This window comes from Corynebacterium sp. CMW7794 (assembly GCF_001563605.1).
GTDB lineage: Bacteria > Actinomycetota > Actinomycetes > Mycobacteriales > Mycobacteriaceae > Corynebacterium > Corynebacterium phoceense.
Window position 1 is genome coordinate 1 of record NZ_KQ961707.1, and the last position, 5,360, is coordinate 5,360.

General features: G+C 52.9%; 3 rRNA genes. All 3 read right to left on the bottom strand.

Features of this window, described 5'->3' with window-relative positions:
* Nucleotides 1–26 precede the first annotated feature (26 nt).
* Nucleotides 27–144, bottom strand: a 5S ribosomal RNA gene (rrf, locus tag HMPREF3227_RS00730).
* 138 nt (nucleotides 145–282) lie between these two features.
* Nucleotides 283–3,360: ribosomal RNA gene (locus HMPREF3227_RS00735) — 23S ribosomal RNA — on the bottom strand.
* A 478-nt stretch (nucleotides 3,361–3,838) separates the two neighbouring features.
* Nucleotides 3,839–5,359: ribosomal RNA gene (locus HMPREF3227_RS00740) — 16S ribosomal RNA — on the bottom strand.
* The 16S, 23S and 5S rRNA genes sit together here, the layout of an rRNA operon.
* Nucleotide 5,360: the final 1 nt, after the last annotated feature.

A 5,360-nucleotide genomic window follows, 5' to 3' on the forward strand; every position in this document is an offset into this window, starting at 1 on the left:
TATGTAGTTGTTGTTTGTTGTTTTTATGTCGGCGGTAACTTACTCTCCCACACCCTCCCGAGTGCAGTACCATCAGCGCGGGCAGGCTTAGCTTCCGGGTTCGGAATGGGACCGGGCGTTTCCCTGCCGCTATCAACCACCGACAAACATCCGGGGCATGCAACGTGTGTTGCACTCACCTGGCGGGTGTTGTGTCAGATACTGCATAGTGGACGCGAGCAACAGGAATTTTTCATTGTTTCATTGCGTTGTGTTGCACCCAAACCGTTTTTTGGGTTTGGTGTGTGTTTGTTTTGGCCTATTAGTACCAGTAGCCTTAACATTTTGCAATGCTTCCAGGTCTGGCCTATCAACCCCATAGTCTTTAGGGGGCCTTGTAGTGAAACCTCATCTTAAAACAGGCTTCCCGCTTAGATGCTTTCAGCGGTTATCCCTTCCGTACGTAGCCAACCAGCGATGCTCCTGGCGGAACAACTGGCACACTAGAGGTACGTCCGTCCCGGTCCTCTCGTACTAGGGACAGCCTTCTTCAAGTTTCAACGCGCGCGGCGGATAGAGACCGAACTGTCTCACGACGTTCTGAACCCAGCTCGCGTGCCGCTTTAATGGGCGAACAGCCCAACCCTTGGGACCTACTCCAGCCCCAGGATGCGACGAGCCGACATCGAGGTGCCAAACCATCCCGTCGATATGAACTCTTGGGGAAGATCAGCCTGTTATCCCCGGGGTACCTTTTATCCGTTGAGCGACACCACATCCATAAGTAGGTGCCGGATCACTAGTCCCGACTTTCGTCCCTGTTTGAGCTGTCACTCTCACAGTCAAGCTCCCTTGTGCACTTACACTCAACACCTGATTGCCAACCAGGCTGAGGGAACCTTTGGGCGCCTCCGTTACATTTTGGGAGGCAACCGCCCCAGTTAAACTACCCACCAGGCACTGTCCCCAACCCAGATCATGGGCCAAGGTTAAGGTGCTCAATCCGATCAGAGTGGTATTTCAACAACGACTCCACCATCACTGGCGTGATAGTTTCTAAGTCTCCCACCTATCCTACACAAACCGAACCAAACACCAATACCAAGCTATAGTGAAGGTCCCGGGGTCTTTTCGTCCTGCCGCGCGTAACGAGCATCTTTACTCGTAGTGCAATTTCACCGGGCCTGTGGTTGAGACAGCAGGGAAGTCGTTACGCCATTCGTGCAGGTCGGAACTTACCCGACAAGGAATTTCGCTACCTTAGGATGGTTATAGTTACCACCGCCGTTTACTGGGGCTTAAATTCTCAGCTTCGCACATCAACGATGTACTAACCGGTCCTCTTAACCTTCCAGCACCGGGCAGGCGTCAGTCCATATACATCAACTTAACGTCTTCGCATGGACCTGTGTTTTTGATAAACAGTCGCTTCCCTCTATTCTCTGCGACCCCACACCGCTTCAAGCCGCAAGGACTTGTCACGGTATGTGGTCCCCCTTCTCCCGAAGTTACGGGGGCATTTTGCCGAGTTCCTTAACCACAGTTCACCCGAACGCCTTAGTATTTTCAACCTGACTACCTGTGTCGGTTTAGGGTACGGGCCATATACATACATCGCTAGAGGCTTTTCTCGACAGCACGGGATCACCAACTTCACCCCAATCGGGCTACGCATCACGTCTCACCTTCAATTAAGGCACGGATTTACCTATGCCTCCGGCTACACGCTTACACCAACAATCCATTAAGCGGCTTGGCTACCCCACTGTGTCACCCCATCGCTTGAACCACACATCAGGCCCCACGACATCAACAACACCAACCAACAAAGTTAGTTACGTGTCGTATCCGCGGTGGTTAGTATCAGTGCTTTATCAGGGGCGCATGTATACGGGTACCAGAATATCAACTGGTTATCCATCGACTACGCCTGTCGGCCTCGCCTTAGGTCCCGACTCACCCTGGGAAGACGAACTTGACCCAGGAACCCTTAGTCATCCGGCGGGTAGGATTCTCACCTACCAATTCGTTACTCATGCCTGCATTCTCACTCGCACATACTCCACGCCGCCTTACGGTAACGCTTCACAACATGCACGACGCTCCCCTACCCAATAACAAAAGTATTGCCGCGGCTTCGGCGGTGTGCTTGAGCCCCACTACATTGTCGGCGCGAAACCACTCGACCAGTGAGCTATTACGCACTCTTTCAAGGATGGCTGCTTCTAAGCCAACCTCCTGGCTGTCTTCGCGATCCCACATCCTTTTCCACTTAGCACACCCTTAGGGGCCTTAACCGGCGATCTGGGCTGTTTCCCTCTCGACTATGAAGCTTATCCCCCACAGTCTCACTGCCGCACAACACATTAATGGCATTCGGAGTTTGGCTGACATTGCTAAGATTGTAGTCCCGCTCAACCAACCAGTAGCTCTACCTCCACCAAGCTAATGCGACGCTGCACCTAAATGCATTTCGGGGAGAACCAGCTATCACGGAGTTTGATTGGCCTTTCACCCCTACCCACAGCTCATCCCCGCAGTTTTCAACCTACGTGGGTTCGCGCCTCCACAACCTCTTACAGCTGCTTCACACTGGCCATGGGTAGATCACCCCGCTTCGGGTCCAGGACATGCCACTAAAAAAATCACCCCATTAGGATTCGGTTTCCCTACGGCTACCCCACACGGGTTAACCTCGCGACATGCCGCTGACTCGCAGGCTCATTCTTCAAAAGGCACGCCATCACACACATACAGGTGCTCTGACGGATTGTAAGCACATGGTTTCAGGAACTATTTCACTCCCCTCCCGGGGTACTTTTCACCATTCCCTCACGGTACTCATCCACTATCGGTCACACTGAGTATTTAGGCTTACCGGATGGTCCCGGCAGATTCACAGCAGATTCCACGAGCCCGCTGCTACTCGGGCAACCCAACAACTTAGAAATTGAAGACTTCAATTACGGGACTATCACCCTCTACGGTAGGCGTTTCCACACCACTTCACCTATCAACAACAACCAAGCACAGTATCGGTAGCTACTGCCTGTTAGGGCCCACAACACCGCACACACAACCCCTACCAGGTATCACATGCACACGGTTTAGCCTCATCCACGTTCGTTCGCCACTACTAGCAGAATCATTATTATTTTCTCTTCCTACGGGTACTGAGATGTTTCACTTCCCCGCGTAACCCCCACAACAGCTATGAATTCACTGAAGGGTAACCACCCATAACGGTGGCCAGGTTTCCCCATTCGGACATCCTCGGATCAACGCTCAATTGACAACTCCCCGAGGCTTAACGCAGCCTTACACGTCCTTCATCGGCTCAGCATGCCAAGGCATCCACCATGCGCCCTTAGTAACGAACACACAACCAACAACAACCAACCCCCACCAAAAAAGGCAAGAAACTAACTGTTGCCGGCGTGAACAACAAAACACAAAAGAACAAAAGAAATTACACAACACAACAAACCAACCACACAAAAATGCAGTCCAACGGTTTGCTGTGTGATGCTCGCGTCCACTATACAGTTCTCACACAACACCCCAACCAACCAACAAACAACAAAGCAAACGCTCACACTGCCTATTGAAACCGGCTGGGTTACACCAGGGGATAATGCCCCAGACACCCAACAATGCACCAACGAACCTCACAACTATTTTCGTCCTTGAACGTTTCACACAATGTTTTGCGTGTTTATCGTGTGGTGTGTCTCCACCCGATTAAAAACACTGTTGGCAGCACCACCTACGGGCACTCAACCAACCACCAAAGAAACAAAGCCTATAAAAACAATGCCTTCGGTATACCCACAACTGTGGGCCAAATAAAGCTCCTTAGAAAGGAGGTGATCCAGCCGCACCTTCCGGTACGGCTACCTTGTTACGACTTCGTCCCAATCGCCGATCCCACCTTCGACAGCTCCCTAACGAGTTTGAGCCACTGGCTTCGGGTGTTACCAACTTTCATGACGTGACGGGCGGTGTGTACAAGGCCCGGGAACGTATTCACCGCAGCATTGCTGATCTGCGATTACTAGCGACTCCAACTTCATGGGGTCGAGTTGCAGACCCCAATCCGAACTAAGACCGGCTTTCAGCGATTCGCTCCACCTCACAGTGTCGCTGCGCATTGTACCGACCATTGTAGCACGTGTGAAGCCCTGGACATAAGGGGCATGATGATTTGACGTCATCCCCACCTTCCTCCGAGTTGACCCCGGCAGTCTCTCATGAGTCCCCACCATAACGTGCTGGCAACATAAGACAAGGGTTGCGCTCGTTGCGGGACTTAACCCAACATCTCACGACACGAGCTGACGACAACCATGCACCACCTGTATACAAGCCACAAGGGAAACTACATCTCTGCAGCAATCCTGTATATGTCAAGCCCAGGTAAGGTTCTTCGCGTTGCATCGAATTAATCCACATGCTCCGCCGCTTGTGCGGGCCCCCGTCAATTCCTTTGAGTTTTAGCCTTGCGGCCGTACTCCCCAGGCGGGGCGCTTAATGCGTTAGCTACGGCACGAACCCCGTGGAAGGGACTCACACCTAGCGCCCACCGTTTACGGCATGGACTACCAGGGTATCTAATCCTGTTCGCTACCCATGCTTTCGCTCCTCAGCGTCAGTAACTGCCCAGAGACCTGCCTTCGCCATCGGTGTTCCTCCTGATATCTGCGCATTTCACCGCTACACCAGGAATTCCAGTCTCCCCTACAGCACTCAAGTTAGCCCGTATCGCCTGCACGCCCGGAGTTAAGCCCCGGAATTTCACAGACGACGCGACAAACCACCTACGAGCTCTTTACGCCCAGTAATTCCGGACAACGCTCGCACCCTACGTATTACCGCGGCTGCTGGCACGTAGTTAGCCGGTGCTTCTTATACAGGTACCGTCACAAAAAGCTTCGTCCCTGTCGAAAGGAGTTTACAACCCGAAGGCCTTCATCCCCCACGCGGCGTCGCTGCATCAGGCTTCCGCCCATTGTGCAATATTCCCCACTGCTGCCTCCCGTAGGAGTCTGGGCCGTATCTCAGTCCCAATGTGGCCGTACACCCTCTCAGGCCGGCTACCCGTCGACGCCTTGGTAGGCCATTACCCCACCAACAAGCTGATAGGCCGCGAGCTCATCCCCAACCGCAAAAGCTTTCCACCTTCCACACTAAAGAAAGGTCATATCCGGTATTAGACCCAGTTTCCCAGGCTTATCCCAAAGTTGAGGGCAGATCACCCACGTGTTACTCACCCGTTCGCCACTCGAGTACCCGCAGCAAGCTGCAGGCCTTTCCGTTCGACTTGCATGTGTTAAGCACGCCGCCAGCGTTCGTCCTGAGCCAGGATCAAACTCTCCACAAAA